This is a genomic window from Methylovulum psychrotolerans (assembly GCF_002923755.1).
GTDB lineage: Bacteria > Pseudomonadota > Gammaproteobacteria > Methylococcales > Methylomonadaceae > Methylovulum > Methylovulum psychrotolerans.
Genome location: NZ_PGFZ01000002.1, coordinates 97,520 through 116,356, shown reverse-complemented (window position 1 = coordinate 116,356; position 18,837 = coordinate 97,520). Strand labels below are relative to the sequence as shown.

The 18,837-nt window shown below is 49.4% G+C and carries 19 protein-coding genes and 1 pseudogene; 14 read left to right on the top strand and 6 right to left on the bottom strand.

Annotation, left to right across the window (positions count from 1 at the left end; genetic code table 11):
- Positions 1-34: 34 nt before the first annotated feature.
- Positions 35-304 (bottom strand): hypothetical protein, encoded by a 270-nt coding sequence (locus AADEFJLK_RS06190; RefSeq protein WP_146054519.1) that lies wholly within the window; start codon positions 302-304, stop codon positions 35-37.
- Between the two features lie 174 nt (positions 305-478).
- Between AADEFJLK_RS06190 and AADEFJLK_RS06185 the strand changes: the two genes are divergently transcribed.
- The 7 genes and pseudogenes from AADEFJLK_RS06185 (at position 479) to AADEFJLK_RS06160 (ending at position 6,531) form a co-directional block, all read left to right on the top strand.
- Positions 479-1,543, top strand: coding sequence for a phosphotransferase enzyme family protein (locus AADEFJLK_RS06185; protein WP_088617545.1), 1,065 nt, complete (start codon positions 479-481; stop codon positions 1,541-1,543).
- Positions 1,536-2,444: a DMT family transporter gene (locus AADEFJLK_RS06180; protein ID WP_232463726.1), complete on the top strand. Its 909-nt coding sequence runs from the start codon at positions 1,536-1,538 to the stop codon at positions 2,442-2,444. The genes AADEFJLK_RS06185 and AADEFJLK_RS06180 overlap by 8 nt, the downstream gene beginning before the upstream one ends.
- A gap of 132 nt (positions 2,445-2,576) precedes the next feature.
- Positions 2,577-3,401 (top strand): annotated as a pseudogene (dapF, locus tag AADEFJLK_RS25025) (diaminopimelate epimerase); the annotation flags it as partial.
- On the top strand, positions 3,393-4,091 hold the full coding sequence (locus AADEFJLK_RS25485) for a DUF484 family protein (protein WP_346222631.1): 699 nt from the start codon (positions 3,393-3,395) through the stop codon (positions 4,089-4,091). The pseudogene dapF and the gene AADEFJLK_RS25485, both read left to right, overlap by 9 nt.
- A complete protein-coding gene (gene xerC, locus AADEFJLK_RS06170) occupies positions 4,091-4,996 on the top strand; it encodes a tyrosine recombinase XerC (protein WP_088617546.1) in 906 nt (301 codons plus the stop codon). Before AADEFJLK_RS25485 ends, xerC begins: the two co-directional genes overlap by 1 nt.
- A gap of 191 nt (positions 4,997-5,187) precedes the next feature.
- Positions 5,188-6,210: a DUF2333 family protein gene (locus tag AADEFJLK_RS06165; protein ID WP_088617547.1), complete on the top strand. Its 1,023-nt coding sequence runs from the start codon at positions 5,188-5,190 to the stop codon at positions 6,208-6,210.
- Between the two features lie 6 nt (positions 6,211-6,216).
- Positions 6,217-6,531: a DUF4389 domain-containing protein gene (locus tag AADEFJLK_RS06160; RefSeq protein ID WP_088617548.1), complete on the top strand. Its 315-nt coding sequence runs from the start codon at positions 6,217-6,219 to the stop codon at positions 6,529-6,531.
- A 76-nt stretch (positions 6,532-6,607) separates the two neighbouring features.
- Here the strand turns inward: AADEFJLK_RS06160 and AADEFJLK_RS06155 are convergent, their stop codons facing one another.
- Positions 6,608-7,288 (bottom strand): Uma2 family endonuclease, encoded by a 681-nt coding sequence (locus AADEFJLK_RS06155; protein ID WP_249027990.1) that lies wholly within the window; start codon positions 7,286-7,288, stop codon positions 6,608-6,610.
- A gap of 394 nt (positions 7,289-7,682) precedes the next feature.
- Between AADEFJLK_RS06155 and AADEFJLK_RS06150 the strand changes: the two genes are divergently transcribed.
- The 6 genes from AADEFJLK_RS06150 (at position 7,683) to AADEFJLK_RS06130 (ending at position 15,489) form a co-directional block, all read left to right on the top strand.
- Positions 7,683-9,965, top strand: coding sequence for a CHASE2 domain-containing protein (locus AADEFJLK_RS06150; RefSeq protein WP_103973683.1), 2,283 nt, complete (start codon positions 7,683-7,685; stop codon positions 9,963-9,965).
- A gap of 112 nt (positions 9,966-10,077) precedes the next feature.
- A complete protein-coding gene (locus AADEFJLK_RS06145; protein WP_170065044.1) occupies positions 10,078-13,398 on the top strand; it encodes a FecR domain-containing protein in 3,321 nt (1,106 codons plus the stop codon).
- A 24-nt stretch (positions 13,399-13,422) separates the two neighbouring features.
- Positions 13,423-13,713 (top strand): hypothetical protein, encoded by a 291-nt coding sequence (locus AADEFJLK_RS06140; RefSeq protein ID WP_103973681.1) that lies wholly within the window; start codon positions 13,423-13,425, stop codon positions 13,711-13,713.
- Positions 13,714-14,053: 340 nt separating this feature from the next.
- On the top strand, positions 14,054-14,224 hold the full coding sequence (locus tag AADEFJLK_RS24380) for a hypothetical protein (protein ID WP_170065043.1): 171 nt from the start codon (positions 14,054-14,056) through the stop codon (positions 14,222-14,224).
- Positions 14,178-14,501 carry a hypothetical protein gene (locus tag AADEFJLK_RS06135; protein WP_103973680.1) on the top strand — a complete coding sequence of 108 codons (324 nt, stop codon included), beginning with the start codon at positions 14,178-14,180 and terminating at the stop codon, positions 14,499-14,501. Before AADEFJLK_RS24380 ends, AADEFJLK_RS06135 begins: the two co-directional genes overlap by 47 nt.
- Positions 14,502-14,832: 331 nt before the next feature.
- Positions 14,833-15,489 carry a Crp/Fnr family transcriptional regulator gene (locus tag AADEFJLK_RS06130; protein WP_088617552.1) on the top strand — a complete coding sequence of 219 codons (657 nt, stop codon included), beginning with the start codon at positions 14,833-14,835 and terminating at the stop codon, positions 15,487-15,489.
- Between the two features lie 10 nt (positions 15,490-15,499).
- Here AADEFJLK_RS06130 and yjgA read toward each other — a convergent pair whose 3' ends face one another.
- On the bottom strand, positions 15,500-16,123 hold the full coding sequence (gene yjgA / locus AADEFJLK_RS06125; protein ID WP_103973679.1) for a ribosome biogenesis factor YjgA: 624 nt from the start codon (positions 16,121-16,123) through the stop codon (positions 15,500-15,502).
- Positions 16,124-16,172: 49 nt separating this feature from the next.
- Positions 16,173-16,700 carry a DNA-deoxyinosine glycosylase gene (locus AADEFJLK_RS06120; protein ID WP_088617554.1) on the bottom strand — a complete coding sequence of 176 codons (528 nt, stop codon included), beginning with the start codon at positions 16,698-16,700 and terminating at the stop codon, positions 16,173-16,175.
- A 205-nt stretch (positions 16,701-16,905) separates the two neighbouring features.
- On the opposite strand from AADEFJLK_RS06120, the gene rdgC reads away from it, so the two are divergent.
- Positions 16,906-17,814, top strand: a complete 909-nt coding sequence (gene rdgC / locus AADEFJLK_RS06115; RefSeq protein ID WP_088617555.1) for a recombination-associated protein RdgC — start codon at positions 16,906-16,908, stop codon at positions 17,812-17,814.
- Between the two features lie 68 nt (positions 17,815-17,882).
- Here the strand turns inward: rdgC and AADEFJLK_RS06110 are convergent, their stop codons facing one another.
- Positions 17,883-18,161: an Lpp/OprI family alanine-zipper lipoprotein gene (locus AADEFJLK_RS06110; protein ID WP_088617556.1), complete on the bottom strand. Its 279-nt coding sequence runs from the start codon at positions 18,159-18,161 to the stop codon at positions 17,883-17,885.
- Positions 18,162-18,244: 83 nt separating this feature from the next.
- Positions 18,245-18,787: a L,D-transpeptidase family protein gene (locus AADEFJLK_RS06105; protein ID WP_088617557.1), complete on the bottom strand. Its 543-nt coding sequence runs from the start codon at positions 18,785-18,787 to the stop codon at positions 18,245-18,247.
- Between the last annotated feature and the right edge of the window lie 50 nt (positions 18,788-18,837).

Sequence of the window (18,837 nt, the reverse complement as noted above, 5' to 3'; positions counted from 1 at the left end):
CACCGACACGCCCGTTTAGGCTACCGTGCAAAGGCTAAAGACCTTTGCACGGTAGCCCCTTATCATCCCAAGCCAAGTAGTCTTTATAATTTTCCGATAAATCAGTGACATCCGGCATACCGCCTAAATAACCTGTTTTTTGCAAAATTGCTAAAACCCTTTCACCTTCCATTGGCATGTACCTCGCCTTATCTATTTCATCAATAGCGAAAGCGATTAACTCAGACGTATTTTTTTTGAGTGTCTGCTCCAGCACCCCTAACTTTTCCAAATGCTGACTATCCAATTCGGCGGGGATTTGCATTGTGTTATCCTCTTTTTGGCTTAATATGGCATTGTTTTTGTCGGCCAATATACCCTACCCAACCGCCCTTTTTAGCCGCCAAGCCACCCAAAACCCAACAATAACCCGCCTCGCCTCCCTTAAACCAAAAACTAACACTTAACGCCAAGCCGCAAATAAGTTAAATTAGTTACCATGACGACAGAAACCAGCCTCCCCCACCACATTGCCCGCCAATTTGACGCGTCCGCCTGCGCCCTTGCGCCGTTGGGCAATGGCCTAATTAACGACACTTTTTTAGTCAGCACTACGGATGGGCGGCACTTTGTCTTACAACGCATCAACCAACAGGTATTCCCCCAGCCTTTGCTGATTAACGCCAACTTATCGGTACTCAGCAAGCATATCCGGCAACAGCCTGGGGCACGGCTGCAAATCCCCGCCATCGTGTACACGGCGGCTGGCGAAAGCCATGTCCAAGATAGCCAAGGCGGCTTGTGGCGGGCGCAAAGCTTTATCGCCAATACCCAAAGCCTGGAGTCCCTACGCAACCTAGACGATGCCAGACAAACTGGCTACGCGTTGGGGCATTTCCATCGCCTGCTCAGCAACCTTAACCCCTTAAGCCTGCACGACACCTTGCCGGGTTTCCACATCACCCCGACTTATTTAAACCATTATCATAACATTAGCAGCCAAACCTGCGGAACCGACCCGTTTTGTGCCGACTTCATCAGCAACTTTCAAGACCGTGCCGACCGCTTAGAAACCGCCCAACAACAAGGTCGCCTATATTTACGGGTCATCCATGGCGACCCTAAACTGAATAATTTTTTGTTTGCTAAAGACACCGCCAGTATTGTCAGCCTGATAGACTTAGATACCGTCAAACCTGGCTTGGTGCATTATGATATTGGCGACTGCCTACGCTCATGCTGCCACGACCCCGTTACTGACCACTTTAACCTGGACATCGGCGCGGCGATTTTAACAGGCTACCTTAGCGAAGCGGGGGCATTTTTCAGCCCCGACGACTACGCCTACCTGTATGCTGCCATCGAATTATTGCCGTTTGAACTGGGCTTGCGGTTTTATACCGACTACCTGCAAGGCAACCGCTACTTTAAAGTATCTGCACCCGAACAAAACCTGCACCGCGCCCAAGCACAATTCCGGCTCTGCGCCTCAGTCGCCGCCCAACAGGCCGCACTCAGCGCATTAATTAAACAACTGACACCCGATAAGGCCACCCTTGATTGAGACCGCTGCCACCGAACGCCGCCAGCACCTGCTTGGCTTCACGCTGGTGCTATTGGGTGCTTTTGGTTTTTCCGCAAAAGCCATCCTGATTAAGCTCGCCTACGCCGAAGACACCCCAATCGATGCCATTAGCCTAATGGCCTTGCGCATGGCATTTTCCCTACCGTTCTTTCTGCTCGTCGCAGGCTGGCAACAACAGACCACACAAGCCGCCATGACCCGCAAACAATGGCTAACCATCACTGCCTTAGGCTTAATGGGTTATTATATTGCCAGCTACTTAGACTTCCTTGGCCTGCAAAGCATTTCCGCCGGGTTAGAACGGGTTATCCTCTTCTTATACCCGACCTTGGTTGTACTTTTTTCAGCCCTATTTTATCGGCGCCATATCACCTTACGCGTCGGCGTGGCGCTAACCTTAAGCTATGCGGGGATGTTGCTGGTGTTTATCGAACAACTGTCACTCACCAATCAAGCTATTTGGTTAGGCTCAGCCTTAGTGCTGGGCAGCGCTATTGTCTTCGCCTTATTTACCATGGGCAGCGGTGTCATGACGCACAGTATCGGTGCCGCACGTTTTACCGCTTACACCATGACCGTCGCCAGTTTGGCGACCTTAGTGCATTTTGGCTTAAGCCACGGCTTGGAACTGACCCAGTGGCCGTTAAAAATTTATGGCTTGGCTTTGCTGATGGCGATTTTCTCAACCGTACTGCCCGCGTTTTTAATGAATGCCGGTATCCGCAAAATTGGCGCAAGTTCGGCTTCCATCATCAGCACCATAGGCCCCATCGCCACCTTAGCGCTGGCGCACTTTGTCTTGGCAGAAGCCATTACCGCCCTGCAAATAGCCGGCACTTTTTTGGTACTGGCAGGGGTTTATGTGGTCGGCAAAAAATAAAAACCTTAAAAAGTGACATAGTACCTTTACATTAGCTTACCAATTTTCTAAAGTCCCACTTTAACAAACGGACTGACCGCCCATAACGACACATCCAAAAGCTTCCACCTACCCGTAAATGATGGATAAACGATGATTAACTTTACAAAAATGCAAGGGTTGGGCAATGATTTTGTAGTCATTGATGCCATCTCTCAAACCATTAGCTTAACGCCGGAACAAATACGCTTTATGTCAGACCGCCATTTCGGCATTGGTTTCGACCAATTGCTGCTGGTGGAGCCGCCCATCAATGCCAACGCCGATTTTAAATACCGCATCTTTAACGCTGACGGTGGCGAAGTCTCACAGTGCGGTAATGGCGCCCGTTGCTTTGCCCGCTTTGTCCGTGACAAAGGTTTGTCCGATAAAGCCGCCATTTGTGTCGATACCGACTGTGGACAACTGACTCTCTATTTTGACGATGACGGCCTCATTACCGTCAATATGGGGGTGCCACGCCACGCCCCCCACGAAATCCCCCTACAAGCGGAACAGGAATCCAAGTTTTATACCGTCGCGGTAAACGATACCGAAAAAGCCTTTGGCGCGGTCTCTATGGGTAATCCCCACGCCGTCATCCAAGTCAACGACATCCGCACCGCGCAAGTCAAAGACATCGGCGCCGCCTTAGAAAGCCACCCCGTCTTCCCTGCCCGCGCCAACATCGGCTTTATGCAGGTGCTGGACCGCCAACATATCAAACTGCGGGTCTACGAACGCGGCGCGGCGGAAACCTTGGCCTGTGGCAGCGGCGCCTGCGCGGCGGTCGTCATCGGCATAGAACAGCATCTGCTCGACCACAATGTCAGCGTCGAACTGCCGGGCGGCACTCTCAAAATCCACTGGGACGGACGGGGCGAACCGGTCTTAATGACCGGCCCTGCCATTTCCGTATTCGACGGCAACATCAGCCTGACGAACGAACCCTACCTATCGGAACTGTCAGAAGGCCAAGTCGAACGTTACCTACAAAAACACCCCGAATTTTTCAATGAACACCTTAACTTGCTAGAACAAATTCACATCCCCCACCCCAGCGGCAACGCCGTGTCGCTGATTTCCAAACAACTGGAAATATTCCGTAGCCGCCATCACGAAATGGAAAACCAGCTGACCGAGCTGATCGACATAGCGCGTGATAACGATACCTCCATCATGCGTATGCACAAACTGTCTTTGGCCTTATTGGATGCCACCACCCTGGCCGATGCCGTCAAAAACCTCAATATCGCCCTGTGCGAATATTTCCTGACCGATTTTGTCGCCATCAGAATCATCAAAGAAGGCGGCCACCCTCACTTAGACGAGCTATTTATCACCCCGCACAGCGAAAAACTGAAACCGTTTATCAAAGAATTGTCCACCCAACAACCCGGCTGCGGACGGCCAACCTTGGCACAAGCGCGGGTACTGTTTGGCGAAGCCGTCGCCGCCGATGTAAAATCCTGCGCCATTATCCCGATGATGTTTACCGAACTGGAAGGCATACTCGCCATCGGTAGCCGTGAAGAAGACCGTTTTGTCGAAGGCATGGGACATTTATTTTTAAAACAAATGAGCGAACTGGTCGGCACCCGCTTTATCGCCCTGCTCAAAGCCTCCTGATGCACACGGATGCCGAACAGCAACTGGCGGCCTTTTTCACGCAGCTGGCCGAAGAGAAACGTGCTTCCCGCCATACCGTCAAAAGCTACCAACTGGACATGGCCAATCTGTACCGCTATTGCACAGACAAAGCCATTACCCAATGGCGCGACGTACAGGCCGCCGACATCCGTGCCCATATCGCCGGCCGCCATCGCCAAGGCATCGCCAGTAAAAGCCTACAGCGCGAACTCTCCGCCATCCGAAGCTTTTACCACTACCTGCTGCAACACCAATACGCCAACATCAATCCGGCACAGCACGTCAAAGCCCCTAAACAAGCGCGTAAACTGCCCAAAACCCTTGATGTCGACCAAGTTAAAGGCCTGCTCGAAGCCGGCACCAGTTCCATCCTGGAAGTCCGCGACCTCGCCATGTTTGAGCTGTTTTACTCCTCCGGCTTACGGCTGAGCGAACTGTCGGCGCTCAACTTAGAAGATATCGACCTAGGCGACCACTCGCTGCGGGTACGCGCCGGTAAAGGCGACAAGGCACGCTACCTGCCCATCGGCGGCAAAGCCATCGCCGCCCTGGAAAATTGGTTGCCACAACGGCAAAAATACGCCAAACCCGAAGACAGCGCCCTGTTTATCGCCGCCAAGGGGAGCCGTTTAGGGCAACGCAATATTGAACTGAGGCTAAAGGTCTGGTGTCAGAAAAAAGGCATTGCCGAAGCCGTGCATCCGCACATGCTCCGGCATTCCTTTGCCAGCCATTTGCTTGAAGCCAGCCAAGACTTGCGTGGTGTCCAGGAACTGCTAGGCCATAGCAACATTAGCACCACCCAAATTTATACCCATTTAGACTTTCAGCATCTTGCTGATATTTATGATAAAGCCCACCCAAGAGCGAAAAAAAAACCGTAATATTGACCGCCCCGATAAGCAAAAACCCAAAAAACCTGCTACCATGTAGCCTATTTTTAACATAAAGAAAGAACTTTCTTTTAAGCGGGTATCGATTCAAGGCATAGAGGCCTGCCGATACTGGCAAATTAAACCGGAAGCCAACCAGGCAATCCGTTTTAATGCGCATACTTCTGCAAAGGTACTGAAAAATGGCGGCGAATAATACAACGCAAGATGTAAAATCTAGAGGCATACTTTGGGGCTTTGGTGTGTTTATCGCCATTGTCATGGTAGTCCTGATAGTTTTAGGTGCTTGGTGGGGAAGCGAGCCTGGGCAGTTCAATATCTTGGATGAAGCGGAAACCCGCGCCAAAGAAACCCACGACACCGAAAATATGCCGGTCGGCTACGTCTACACCAACACCTTGGCACATATAGCCGAAGTGCTGCTGCACAAGCCCGGCGGCTACATCACCAATGACGTAGGCCCACCGGGCGTACTGCTCGACAACGTCCCTAGCTGGGAATTTGGCGCATTGGTCATGTTGCGCGATGCCACCTCAGCGTTACGGAACCACTTCGCCCGCGACCAGTCACAATCGGCCGAAGACCCTGATTTGGCGACCGCCGAACCGTACTTTTATTTTGAGAATGACTCTTGGGCCTTACCGTCCACCGAAGCCGAATATGAAAAAGGCGTGGAAGCCCTACATAAATACATGACCCGCCTGCAACACTACGGCGGCAACGTCAAGCAGGCACAGTTTTATTCCCGCGCCGACAATCTGTGGCAATACACCGAAGTTGTCATCAAACGTTTGGGCGGCTTATCCACCCGCCTGACCGCCAACAACTCAGGCAACAACTTTGGCCCAGGGCTTACCCAAGTCGATATAGACCTTAACGAAAAAGATGCCAACGTCGCCAGAATCCCTTGGATGGAAATTGATAACGTCTTTTATGAAGCGCGTGGGGCGGGCTGGGCGTTATTGCATATCCTGCGGGCCATCAAGCATGACTTTAAAGACATCCTGCTCGACAAACGCGCCATGCGTACCGTCGACATTATGATCAAATCCTTGGAAAACTCCTTAGAGCCTATCTTAAGCCCGATGATCCTAGACGGCGGCGGTTATGGCCTGTTTGCCAACTACTCCTTGACGATGGCTAACTACATCGCCCGTGCCAACGCCGCCGCGTTGGATTTGCGTGACATTATGAACCGAGGTTAACCGTATATGGACGAACAAATCAACAGCAACTTAAAGCAGCTTAGCACTTGGAAACGTATTTTCTTTATGCTGATTTTCGCCGTGATCGGCGAACTTATCCGCCTCCTGGTATGGACAGTCGTCATCCTGCAAGTCGCCTCTTCCCTGCTGACCGGCAAACCCAACCCCAACGTCCTTAGCTTTGGGCGCAGCCTGTCGCTTTACAGCTACCATATCCTGCTGTTTTTGACCTTCTCGACCGAAATTGTCCCGTTCCCGTTTTCAGACTGGAACAGCACCACCGCCCTACAACTCGCCGACACCGAAGCCACCAAAGACTAAACCGCCTTTAACTAAGGCAAACCTAAAAGGAGCGCGGGCATCTTGCCCGCCCCAGCGGCCAAACCAACCGCCCTTCCTAAACCAAGCCGCCAATAAGGCCATTCGCAGCGGCGGGCTCCACCGCCCCCCCTATTGCAACAGCGTCTGCAATCGCTTGTTTTTCCATCAAATACTGGGCCATATCCTGATTATCCACTTGCTCATAAATCGCTTCAACAGCCAGCGTTAAGGCTATCGACTCAAAAACCGCCAAATCGCCCAAATAATAATAATCTGGCTTCCAAGCATTGCTTTTGCGCAGCACTTGTACTTGGACGAAATCTTGCTCAATCACCACATATTCCTGCAAAGACGGCAGATTGATATACCTTAACAGCTTGGTGGTAAGATCGGCCTTTCTGGTCGATTGCGACAACACCTCGACAATTAAAGTCGGGGCGTTCGAGAAATAACTCTGTCCCTGCACTTTTGTGCAATCAACGACAACATCAGGGTAAACATAATCATGCCCGACGCTAACCTTCAACGGCACTTTAATGTCAGACATAAACGCGGTGCAAGGCTTACCCTTCAAATGGTTTCTGAATTCACTGGCTATATTTAAAGATAAAATATTATGGTTGATGCTGGGTCCGGCCATGGCATAAACCTGCCCATCGATATATTCGCGCCGGACATCCGAACCCGGTTCAGTCGCCAGATAATCTTTTTCAGACATCGGGATGCCTGCATAATCAAAATAAGCGTGTAATGCCATATCTACAATCTCCAAGTGGGGCTGGCGCTAGCTGAATGCAGGAACCAGTATATGAAATGTTAGGTTTTGGTTTTGGTTTTATAAGCCTTATGATACCTGAAATTGCCCACAAAACGCTGTAAGAGCAGGCCAATTTCAAGCCACCGCCCCGACTTATAAATTGTCCTTCCCTTGGCATCGGCAAAAGCTTTTTCTGCCCCATCCAGACAAAAATAAAAGCACATCAGTATAGCGGCTAATAACCACTGCTCCAGCTACATTTGCCAACCAACCCGAAAAAAAATTCAGAAAAGCTCAATTTTTTTTCCAAAAATGGTAATTTTCAACAGACACGGCTCTTTTTATTTGCCAAAATGAAGACCAGTTAAACAATGGATGCCAAAAACCCATACCCATGATCTCTACCTGGCCGATTTTAAGCGGTAGCTCCCCCCTTAACCGCGTTTTTGTCAAATCCTCCAAACTGTGCCTGCTCTCCGTAGCGATAGGCCTAGTAGGTGCGGTTTTGTGCTTAACGCCGCTGGGTGAAACCCTTGAAGAAGAAGGTGGCTTGGCTTGGCTGTTTGCTCTGCGCGGCGAAACCGCACCGCCGCAAGATATTGTTATCATCAGTGTCGACCAAACCTCAGCGGATTTTTTCAAACTCGCTGACGATCCAACAGACTGGCCGCGCGAATATTATGCGCAATTGATCGACCAGATCAACCAACAGCATCCGACGTTGATCGCCCTCAATATCTTTTTTGGCAAACCCATTAATGCAATAACCGACCAACAACTGGCGACTGCCATTGCCCGCGACAACAATGTTATTTTAGGCAGCTACATCAAATATAAGACGCTTAACCCATCAAGCGGTGGCGCTGCTCCCAGCACAGAAACCCTGATGGAATCCATTGAGCTTATTAACAACGCCGCGCTCAGTGCCGCACCCTTCCCCTTACCTAAAGGGGCTTCCACCGTCAAACAATTTTGGGTTGACAAAGAAAGCGCCGGCCTTAGAACCTTCCCCGACTTTATTTTTCAATGTTATGTCCTTAAAAAAGCCTATCCCAACCTTCTGACCTTACTGGCTATCGCCCAATCTCCTCTAGCCACGCAGTTGCCGCCCAGCTTTGCCGAACTGGCCAAACAGCACACTCTATCCGAAGACCTAGAAAAACTCCGCGATGCGTTGGCCTTACAGGCGACCAACCCCGACCACTGGCAACACCTGCTTAACCAAGCCGCCGTACCTGCCCAACAGCAACGCCTCTTAGCCGCTTGGCTAAATTTGGCCGACCATAAAAGCCTCTATTACAACCACTACGGCAATGTCGGCAAAATTACAACCATTCCGTTTTATCAGGCCCTCAACGGCCTACCGCCCGATACCTTACGCGACAGAATCGTCTTGGTCGGCTTCTCCGAAAGCATCGAACCCGAAAAAGCCCAAGGCTACTACACCGTCTATTCACACGCCCATAACCAAACCACCAGCCCGATTGACCTTGCTGCCACCGCCTTAGGCAATCTCATTGATAATACTTGGCTAAAGCCCTTAAGAAGCGCCTATCAGTTTCTCCTGTTGCTAGGCTGGGGTATGCTGCTATCGGCTTACTGCGTGATACGCTCTTACCGCCTCGCCATCACCGTCATTTTGGCCTCAGGAGCAGCATACACTTATTTCGCCTACTACGAATTTGTCACCGCCGCTATCTGGCTACCGTTAACTATTCCCCTCGCCCTACAAATGCCCTTAGTGCTGACCGCCGCCTCGGTTATCCACTTTCGCCACACCAACCGTACCAAAACCAAAATGCAGTTGGCATTGCATAAACTACTGCCCAAAGAAGTGGTCGATAACATTCCGCACCAGCCCGATACCATGATCATGGACACCAGCGGTAAACTGACTCAAGGTGTCTGTCTGGCTACCGATGTCTGCGACTACACCCAATTGTCCGAAGCCTTAAAGCCCAAGGCCTTAATTGACCTAATGAACACCTATTACCAGACCGTCTTTCCGCTGGTCAACCAACACGGCGGGTTTGTCACCGATCTGGCAGGCGATGGCATGTATGCCGTATGGGCCCACGCCGACCATAATCAGCAAGCGCGTAGTAACGCCTGCCAAGCGGCACTGACCATTAAACAGAACTTGGCAGCGTTTAACCAAGATCAGCCCTATCCCTTAATCACCCGCTTTGGTTTGGCCTGCGGCGAAATCAGCATTGGCCATACCGGCTTTACAGGCCGGCTGATCTATCGGGCAATAGGCGATCCGGTCAATACCGCTTCAAGAATTGAAGCCCTTAACAAACAACTAGGCACTCATATTTTGGTTAATGCCGCGGTCATTGCCGACTTAGACGATTTTTTCCTGCGTGATGTCGGCTTATTTATCTTAAAAGGCAAAGCCAAACCCGTACATATTTTTGAACTGATGGCGACCCAGCAACAAGCGAGCGACCGCGACCGCGCCTTAACGGCTGCCTTTGCCAAAGCCCTAGCCCTCTTCCAAGACCACCAATGGCTGCCCGCGCGGCAAGCTTTTAGCAAAATAACCGAACAATTTCCTAATGATGGCCCTAGCGGCTTCTTCCTGCGCTACTTGGAGAACACCACAAAATTGCCAGAAAAATCCGTCGATAATCAATTACCCATGATTATCAATGTCACCACACTGAGCTTTTAGTTGTAATATGGGCAGTGATATGCTTCAATTAGCCAGCAAAAAAGTGCAGTTGATTTTGTTTCGGGGGAAACAAACGCCGCACCTCTTTCAGTCAGCTATAATAACAATAACTATGCGCCAGAAAGTCCGCTATTCTTACATTGTCATTGCGCTGCTTGTACCCTTAAGTACACAAGCGGCCCTCAATTGTGGGCAGTCGGTCGCACAAATCGTCTCCGCACAAGGTAAAGTCGAGAGCCAACAGCCCGACAGCAATACCTGGTTAAACATCGAAGCGCACAATGAACTTTGTCCGGGCGATAAAATCCGCACCGGCAAACACAGCCGCGCCACCTTACAAATGCGCAACGAGTCGGTCATCACCCTAGAGCAAGCCACTACGCTGATTTTTCCGCCACCCTTCGACGATACTCCAAAATGGCTAGCTTACCTGCGCGAAGGCACCGCCTTCTTCCGTAGCCGCCAACCGCAAAACCTAGAAGTGCAAACCCCCTTTGTCAACGCCGTGCATGAAGGCACCGAATTTTTGGTCAGCGTTAACAGCGGACAAACTGCCGTTACCGTCTTTGATGGGCAAGTCCGTGCCTATAACGCAATGGGCAGCGCCCAAATCAAACCCGGCTTTATTGGTGTTACTCCTCAAGGCAAAAAGCCCTATTTGCAAGCCCTGCTCATCAAATCCGAAGATGCCGTGCAATGGGCTTTATACTATCCGCCGCTGCTGGATTATAAAAAATTTCTCGCCCCCAACACGTCGCCGTCCCAGCAACAAACCGTCAAAAGCCAATTACTGGAAAATTTTGATACCGCCATACCCAGCAACCAACAGGACAACGGCTTTTTAGCGACAAAAGCGTCTTTGTTATTAAGCGTCGGGCGTGCCGACGAAGCCCAACAGCTCATCGGCCAGATCTTAGAACGTGACCCCAAAAACAGCGAAGCTTTCGCCTTACAAGCCATTATCGCGGTCAGCAAAAACCGCCAAGATGAAGCCTTGGCACTGGCGCAAAAAGCCGTGGGCAACAACGTCAAATCCAGTGCCGCCCTACTTGCCCTATCTTACGCTTACCAAGCCTTATTTAAACTGCCGGAAGCCCTGCAAGCCGCCCAAGCCGCTTTGCAACAGGAACCCACCAGCGCCCTGGTCTTGGCCAGAATTTCTGAACTGCAACTGTCCTTAGGCGAACGCGACCAAGGCCTAGCAGCCGCCCAACAAGCGCGTAACGCCGACCCGGCTCTGGCCCGCACCCAAACCGTGTTAGGTTTTGCTTATCTGGCGCAAGTCAACACCCAATTTGCCCAAGAAGCCTTTCAGCAAGCCATTAGCATAGACTCTTCCGATCCATTAGCTTGGTTAGGTTCGGCACTGACCGACATTCGTACCGGCAAACTGGAGTCAGGCAAGCAAAAGCTGGAAACCGCCGCCAACCTCGACCCCAACAACGCCGTTATCCGCAGCTATCTGGGCAAAGCCCATTTTGAACTGCGCAACCCCGACTACGCCGAAACCGAATTTAAACTGGCCAAAGCCAACGACAGCAAAGACCCGACCCCCTGGTTTTACGATGCCATCTTAAAGCAATCGACTAACCGCCCCGTCGCCGCCCTGCACGATATGCAGCAAGCCATGGACTTAAATGACAACCGCGCCGTCTACCGCTCACGTTTCTTGCTGGACCAAGATGCCGCCGTGCGCGGTACAGGCTTAGGCCGCATTTACAATGACTTAGGCTTTAACGATGTCGCCAACCGCCAAGCCATAAAATCCCTGGCCCTAGACCCCGGCAACTATTCGGCGCAACGCCTGCTATCGGACAGTAGCGCCAACCAACCGCGCCAAGAAGTCACCCGCGCCAGTGCCTTATTGCAATCGCAACTCCTGCAATCGGTCAACCTTAATCCCGTGCAACCGCGCTTGGCCTACACCGACCTTAACATCCCCAAAAGCGTCGGCCCTGCGGAAGTGGGTTTTAACGAATACAATAAAGTCTTTGAGCGCGATAACTACCGCATCACCAACACCACCAGCTACGGCTCCAACAACCTGATTGGCAACGAAGCCGTGCTGTCGGGGATCGCCAATAAACTCTCTTACAGCTTTGGCCAGTTGCATTATGAGAATGACGGCTATCGGGCAAATAATGACATTAAACATGATCTGTATAACGCCTTTGCCCAGTATGAGTTCTCGCCTAAATTTAATGTCCAAGCGGAATATCGGCGCAGGGATACCGAGCATGGCGATTTGCAACAAAAAGGCGATATGTCGGACTTTAACGCCGATTATCGGCGGAAATTGGGACAGGATACTTATCGGCTAGGGGCAACCTTTGCGCCTACCCAGCATTCTAAATGGTTGACTTCGTTTATTTATGCTAATCGGAATGAGTTTTTGAATAGCTTTTCTTATCTGAGCAGTTCAGCAAAAAATAGCGGTTATCAGTTAGAGTCGGCTTATTTACTCGAATATGAACGATTTAACTTAACAGCAGGTGGCGGTCGATATACCTATGATATTCAAAGTCAATTTTATTCAAACAACCCTTTTATTTGCATGGCCTTAGGTTGCCAACTAACCAACACTAACGATACCCAAAATTTCGGTTATGCCTATTCCAATATCAAATTACTGGACAATCTGACCGCAACAGGGGGCTTAAGCTATGACAGCTACAATGATAGCCAAGCAAGTAGCTTAGCCATTGAACGGGCAAACCCTAAATTCGGCTTGCTTTGGCAATTTAATAAAGAACTATTATTCAGATTAGCGGTTTTCGACACATTAAAATCGCCAATTATTGTCAACCAACAATTGCAACCCATGCAAATTGCCGGGTTTAATCAATTTTTTGACGATTACAACGGTACAAAGTCCACACAATATGCTATAGGCATGGATTATCATCCAGCCAAAAATTGGTATACAGGTGTAGAAATTTATGCTCGTGAATTAAATAACCCTATTATCAGCAACCATTCTTTTATATCCGATCCACGCACCGAAAATCTGTACCGTTTTTATGTAAACTGGATCATCCATGAACACTGGCTGATGAATTCGGGGTTCCGTTATGAGGACTTTCATGCGACAGGCATCAATTCCCCAAAAGCTGTTGCCACAGCCTACCTGCCGACTAGCTTACGCTTTTTTCATAAAGTTGGTGTCTTTGCCGAATTACGCGGCACTTATATCAACCAACGGGTGGACACACTACCAGGTGGCGACCCAAGCTTTAGCACCGATTTTTATCTGGTTGATGCCGCTATCGGTTATCGCCTGCCCAAACAATACGGCATATTCAGTTTAGAGGCCGATAACCTGCTGGATAACCGCTTCAAATTCAGAGACCGCGCGTATCAAACCAATGAAATACGCACGTCTGATATTACCCCAGCGCAAACCTTTATGGCCCGCTTTACTTTTAACTTTTAATCACTCAATTCCTAAGGAACCATTATGACAATTACAGTTGAAAAATTATCAGAAGAATCAAAAAAAGCCTTAGCAGGCCAAATGGACGGTAATGTTCCGCAAACCGTCATCGCTTCAGCCGACGAAGAAAATGTTTATTTTCTCTACGCAAATGAAGAAAACAAACCTGAAGAACATAGCTACATTCCAGAAAAGGACTGGATAAACCCACAACAACTGACGATTTTCTCATATGCCCCGCCATCTGAACAAAGCATAACCGGTGCAACTCAAAAAACATGTATTGTACTAAATGGCGTTATGTACTGTTGGTAAAAACCAAAGACTTGGATAGTAACCCATAGGTGCAAAACGGAATACGGGATTTCACAATCTTAATCTACTGTATCGTAGCGCATTATTTCGACACGAGAATTCAGAGCTAAAGACAGTGCAATCTCAATTCCCATATTTTATCTCCGTGGATTCGCTTCTATCAAATTTGATTTGATTTTAATGCTACTGCCCTGCTATAAACGCTCCCACGCACCGCACGCGTGGGAATGCCGTCTCTCACCGCAGAGAAACGGGACGCAACGTAAACGAGAAAGCGACACTTAGCGAACTCCGACAAACCTTAACCACCCGACCAGCCCGTAGATTTGGAGAAAGCAACATGACCACCTACCCTGAATACCGTCATGTAAGCACAGCCGTAAAAAAAACCTTCATCGGCACAACCTTCTCCCTATTAGGCGCGTATAATGCCAGCACCGCAGGGATTTTTGCAACCCCCAACTATGAACCACCGCGTCTTAAGCAAAAGCACCGTTGCCAAACTGGCTAAGGATGCGCAAAGCACAGACATCGCCTACGTCCTTACCTTCAACAGCAAAGGCGAACCGACCCTGTTAGTCTCCCCCTCCCAAGCCGATAACGACACCGAATCTCTAGCCGACCCGCAAAACCCAATCCCCAGCATCAGCACCTTCACCACCAACGCCTTACCCGCATCGGCAATCGCCTTATCAGACAACGCCGCAGCGGCCAAACTTGGCAGCACATCCGCCAACGTAAAACTATTAACCTGCGTTTTAATAAACGGCAACATCTACTGCTGGTAACCGCTCAACCCACGGTTACCCGATTATTAAAAAGCCTATCCGATGGAGTGCAAAGGCCTTTAGCCTTTGTACGAGGGCTTTAACCTCCCGCCCTTAGCTTGACCCGTCGGACAATATCTAAAGACCATTGCACTCCGTTGAACGTTGCTAAAGCACTTTAATTTCCCCATCTAATAGCCTGTTATCCGCACTTTAGCAATTCAACTTAACAAGCTTCTCTAAGCAAGTGTTTTTCTGTTATCATCGCCCTTTGCACTGTTAACGTTTCATTTTCTTTTTGGCGTTCGTGCGTCTATAATCGCCACCATATATCAAATCAGGAATATTTACCATGCAGCAAGATGCTTTATTAGGCTTAAAAAAAGTCGCGTTTCTCTCCTTGTTACCTAATGAAGCCATTGAGTCACTGGCGTTAAAGGCGAAGTGTTGCACATTCCCTAAGCAAACCATCATCATTACCGAAAAAGATGAAACAGACTCGCTGTATATCATCATTTCGGGTAAGGTAAAGATTTTTACCAGTGACAACGGCGGGCGGGAAGTGACTTTAGTGACCCAAGAAACCGGGTCATATTTTGGCGAGCTGGCTCTGCTGGCAAATGAGCCGCGCTCTGCGTCGGTCATCACCTTAGAAAAAACGGTCTGTGGGGTCATCTCTAAAGTCGACTTTACCCTCTGGCTGACCGAACACCCGGATGTGACGCTAAACCTCTTAGCCGACTTATCGGAAAAAGTCCGCCAGCTCACCCAAAAAGTCAAACATCTGGCATTATCGAATGTCCATGAACGCACAGTGCAAGTTTTGTATAAATTGGCCGTCAGGGATGAACACGGCAATTTTTTCATCCAACGCCGCCCCACCCAGCAAGAGCTTGCCAGTATGGTCGGCGCATCACGCGAAATGATTAATAAAGTGCTGAAAGATTTAAGCCAAAAAGGTCATATTGAAATCCATGAAAGAACAATGATCCTTAAAATTCCTTTTTAGCAGGCAGGTTTTACCCGTCTTCTTCTTCATCCACATCGTCTTCCTCATAAGACGGGTCTGGCCTATCCAAAGCATCGTCGGCATCGCCATCAAACGCGAACAGGCTTTTTAGGTAGCGGTACAGCAGGCGCGAGGTTTTGGGCGGTTTGCCCAACTCGGTTTCTTTTTGGGCGTTGCGGATCAGTTGCCTTACCTGTTGGCGGTCGGCATGGGGATAGTCGTCCAGCAATTCGCTTAAGGCCTCATTACCCTCGGTCAGCAAGCGTTCCCGCCAGCGTTCAACAATATGATGCTCCCTGGTCGCATGGGCACTTTTGTTTTCCAGACGCGCCAATTTATCGGTAAATTCCTGCACATCGATTTTGTAAAATTGCCCCGCGATATATTTCAGCAGACGTTTGCGTGCCCCTTTCAGCGGCATCCCCGACACTTGCGCTATGGATTTATGGATATTGTCAGGCAACTCCAAGCTCGCCAGTTGCGCAGGCGAAAGCGCGGACATTTTTTCGCCCAATTCAAACAGCGCCGAAATTTCTTTTTTTAACTGCGTTTTGTTAGGACGGATGGCGTAGTAGACAATCTCGCCGTTTTCGTCATATTCGTATTCATAATCGTCTTCGTTTTCTTCGTTCATAGCCAATCAATAACCACCCGTGTGCCGGCAGAACCGACGGTAAAACACCCTACTTTATCACAGTCTCAGCCATTGCCATCGGTTTAATCGCTTGCCAAGCGGCGATTTTTTCCGCTACCGCCAAAGTGGCGTAAGCAGGGCTGGTGGAGGGCAGGCGCTGATAGTGCAAATGGCAAAAATCCTCCCCTAACATCGGCAAAACCCGTTGCCGATAAATTTTTTCAGCCATACCGCCATTAAAAAACACCCGGACAATAGAGGGATGTTGGCGGTAAAAGCCTAAAAAATCGTTAACCTCAATACTGTTAGGGTCGATATTCGCATCCAAACTGCCCTTACGCGCCGCCTTGCGCAATACGTCCCAAACCGCCATTTTCTGGTTTTTTAGCAACGTTTGCCGCTGCGCATAGTCTGGCGGCAATTCGCCGAATAATGCCGCCATAATCGGCCAAAAAGCGTTTCTGGGATGGGCGTAATATTGCTGCGCCTGTAAGGAAGCTGCACCGGGCATGGAACCTAAAACCAATACAGTCGCGTACGGGTCGGCGATGGGGGGGAAAGCGGTGTGTTTAGTCATACGGATAAATTAAAAGCCCGTTAAATCGGAGTGCAATGGTCTTCAGCCATTGCACGATAAGCATTTTTAGGCTGTGGCCCCTATGGCCTTGAGCCATCGTGGCAAAGTCTGAAGACCTTTGCACTCCACTATAAAATTTTCCGGTACGCGCGGTTAAATTTGCGATAATACACGGTCATTATTTTTACAGGAAATTCATCTCGCCATGTGGTTTAAAAATCTTAGCATTTTTCGTCTTACAGAAGCCTTTACCTTATCATCCGAAGAGCTGGAGCAGAAGCTGGAGGCTTTAGCGTTCCGTCCTTGCGGGCCGCATGAAGAGTTTGCGTTTGGCTGGACGGCGCCGCTCGGCAAAAGCGGGCAGCAGTTAGTCCATAGCAGCAATGGCTTTATGATGCTGTGCGGCAAAAAAGAAGAGCGGGTCTTGCCTGCCTCGGTGGTTAACGAACTGCTCCAAGAAAAAATTTCCGATGCCGAAGACAAACAAGGCCGGAAATTGAGCAAAAAAGACCGCACAACGATTAAGGATGAGCTGATTTTTGAGCTGTTGCCCAAAGCCTTCACCTTTTCGCGCAAAACCTATGCTTATATCGACCCGCAAGGCGGCTGGGTGATTGTCGATGCAGCTTCGGCTAAGGCGGCGGAAGACCTGCTTAGCCTATTGCGCAAATGCTTAGGCTCTCTGCCTGCCGTGCCACTGAATACCGTCAACAAACCGACAGCCGTACTGACGGAATGGTTAAGCAGCCAACAAACGCCTGATGACCTGACGGTTGAAGACGAATGCGAATTGCGTTCGCCCGAAGAGGCGGGCGGCATTATCCGCTGTAAGCGCCATGACCTGGCTTTGCCGGAAATTAAAAACCATTTGGATACCGGCAAGCAAGTGATTAAGCTGGCGGTCAATTGGGCGGATCGGCTGGCGTTTATTGTCGATGAACATCTGGCCATCAAACGCCTGCGCTTTTTGGACTTAGTCCAAGACCAAGCGGCGGATGTGCAAGCCGATAACGAGGCGGAACGCTTTGATGCCGATTTTGCGATTATGTCACTGGAGTTGGGACAGTTTCTGCCACGTTTGGTGGAATTGTTCGGCGGTGAACAAGCCGGTTAAGCACCCGGCATAAAAAAAGCCCGATGGCAAAACCATCGGGCTTTTTTATGAAGCCATAAACCGATGGCTTATTTCATCATCGTTTTTTTGAACATGCTGTCCAATTTGCTGCTAGTTTCTTGTGCGTATTGAGCGGCACGGTTAGCGGCAGATTCAGCGGCAGCAGCTCTTGAAGAAGCGTCGTTAGCAGCAGACATTGCGCTAGAAGCGTCAGAAGAAGCTTGGGCAACAGATGTTTTCAAGCTGTCGATTTGTGATTGCAGACCGTCGATGTCTGAACTGCTTGCGCAACCGACAACCATGCTAACAGCCAATGCGACCATTGATAATTTCACTACTCTTTTCATATCATTTTCCTAAATATAAAGTTATTACAAAAAAATCTTACACCTGAGTGTAATTTTATCACCGATTACTGCATTTTCCAGCTTTATTTTATCTTTACCACTGTTCCTGTATCGACAAGCTGGCTTAAATGGTCAATTTGGCCGTTAGTCAGTGCGATACAGCCGTGTGTCCAATCAAAAAGCGTATGGACTCTTTCATCCGCGCTACCCAAGCCATGAATGCCGATTTGGCCGCCTAATGGCGTATTCTGTGGGGGTATTTCGTTGTTCATGTGCGCGGACACAATTCTATAATAGGTAGGCTCGTCTATGACATGGCGCTGAAAGGCTTTTTGGGCATCGTCAACAGAGGGATAGGTTAAACCAAAAAAGCGCCGAAATGAAGATTTTTCGCCAACCCAACCAATTTTGTAACTGCCGTGGGGGGTGATATTATCGCCACGATAAGCTTTCGTTCCCGCCCCGCCCCGGCCTATGGCAATCTTATCAATGGTTTCAATGGTATGCTCCCCTTTTTTGACTTCGATTTTACGCGCTTTAGTATCGACCAACAACCATACATCATCGTTTGCCGAAACGACCACAGAAAAAAAACTGCAACAGACTAATGAAAATATTCGTAACATATAGCTTCTAAACTCACAAAAACAATAAACGCCCTTCGGCATCCGATTAA

Coding starts and splice junctions, on each gene's coding strand:
- AADEFJLK_RS06190 (WP_146054519.1), bottom strand. CDS start 304: ATGCAAATCCCCGCCGAATTGGATAGTCAGCATTTGGAAAAGTTAGGG.
- AADEFJLK_RS06185 (WP_088617545.1), top strand. CDS start 479: ATGACGACAGAAACCAGCCTCCCCCACCACATTGCCCGCCAATTTGAC.
- xerC (WP_088617546.1), top strand. CDS start 4,091: ATGCACACGGATGCCGAACAGCAACTGGCGGCCTTTTTCACGCAGCTG.
- AADEFJLK_RS06165 (WP_088617547.1), top strand. CDS start 5,188: ATGGCGGCGAATAATACAACGCAAGATGTAAAATCTAGAGGCATACTT.
- AADEFJLK_RS06160 (WP_088617548.1), top strand. CDS start 6,217: ATGGACGAACAAATCAACAGCAACTTAAAGCAGCTTAGCACTTGGAAA.
- AADEFJLK_RS06155 (WP_249027990.1), bottom strand. CDS start 7,288: ATGGCATTACACGCTTATTTTGATTATGCAGGCATCCCGATGTCTGAA.
- AADEFJLK_RS06150 (WP_103973683.1), top strand. CDS start 7,683: ATGATCTCTACCTGGCCGATTTTAAGCGGTAGCTCCCCCCTTAACCGC.
- AADEFJLK_RS06145 (WP_170065044.1), top strand. CDS start 10,078: ATGCGCCAGAAAGTCCGCTATTCTTACATTGTCATTGCGCTGCTTGTA.
- AADEFJLK_RS06140 (WP_103973681.1), top strand. CDS start 13,423: ATGACAATTACAGTTGAAAAATTATCAGAAGAATCAAAAAAAGCCTTA.
- AADEFJLK_RS24380 (WP_170065043.1), top strand. CDS start 14,054: ATGACCACCTACCCTGAATACCGTCATGTAAGCACAGCCGTAAAAAAA.
- AADEFJLK_RS06135 (WP_103973680.1), top strand. CDS start 14,178: ATGAACCACCGCGTCTTAAGCAAAAGCACCGTTGCCAAACTGGCTAAG.
- AADEFJLK_RS06130 (WP_088617552.1), top strand. CDS start 14,833: ATGCAGCAAGATGCTTTATTAGGCTTAAAAAAAGTCGCGTTTCTCTCC.
- yjgA (WP_103973679.1), bottom strand. CDS start 16,123: ATGAACGAAGAAAACGAAGACGATTATGAATACGAATATGACGAAAAC.
- AADEFJLK_RS06120 (WP_088617554.1), bottom strand. CDS start 16,700: ATGACTAAACACACCGCTTTCCCCCCCATCGCCGACCCGTACGCGACT.
- rdgC (WP_088617555.1), top strand. CDS start 16,906: ATGTGGTTTAAAAATCTTAGCATTTTTCGTCTTACAGAAGCCTTTACC.
- AADEFJLK_RS06110 (WP_088617556.1), bottom strand. CDS start 18,161: ATGAAAAGAGTAGTGAAATTATCAATGGTCGCATTGGCTGTTAGCATG.
- AADEFJLK_RS06105 (WP_088617557.1), bottom strand. CDS start 18,787: ATGTTACGAATATTTTCATTAGTCTGTTGCAGTTTTTTTTCTGTGGTC.